This is a genomic window from Psychrobacter sp. 1U2 (genome assembly GCF_051847575.1).
Window position 1 is genome coordinate 1 of the sequence record NZ_JBPYDC010000930.1, and the last position, 769, is coordinate 769.

1 protein-coding gene is annotated in these 769 nt (G+C 37.7%); it reads right to left on the minus strand.

The window, feature by feature from the left end:
* Window positions 1–400: 400 nt before the first annotated feature.
* Window positions 401–769: helix-turn-helix transcriptional regulator (locus tag ACS8FD_RS19625; RefSeq protein ID WP_439277098.1), on the minus strand; the 369-nt coding region annotated here is incomplete at its 5' end.

A 769-nucleotide genomic window follows, 5' to 3' on the forward strand; every position in this document is an offset into this window, starting at 1 on the left:
CTGAAAGCGCCAAACCAAAACCTACGCCGACAAATAAACCTAGGAAAACACTACGACTTAACGAATCACTCTGACGGTGATAACGCCACAAGCCATATAGTAATGCGACAAAAACAGCCACTAGTAACAATAACTGCATTACAAACTCCTAAGAAATCAAAAAATGAATAACAAAGGAGTGATTATCCTGATTTTTGGAATAAGGTCTAACACCGAGTTATCATGTAGTTATTCCATTTAGGAATAAACGGTAGGGCTAATTGGACTCTTAAAAAACTTAGTTATTAGTCGTGCACATCGATAAGTAAAACTGCCGATAAACAATCGTATCAATAATGGAAGTCAGACTTTATTTATTAAGAGCATAAGCTTGTAGGTGGTATTAGTACGCTAGTATGATTTAATTAGTATTCGCTCTGTGCTCATAGGGCTTGGCGTCATTAAAAGGTGTATCTTTGGGTGAGAAGCCAAAGTGTTGTTTGTAAATACGTGAAAAGTAGCTTTGATCGGTAAAACCAACTTGATAAGCAACCTCAGCAACAGAGCTATAATTGGCTTTGGTTAATAGTTTGTTTGCAGCCAGTAACCTGGTCAGTTTGACCCATCCTGAAAACGAGTAAGGTAGGTCTTGAAACAACAGATGAATATAACGTTCAGAGATATGACAAGATTGTGAGACCAGTTTAGGAGAAATCTGAGGATTGGCTAAGTTAAAATGTATAAAGTCTTCGATCCGTTGTAGATGCGCGGCTTTGATCGTTGAGTTTTG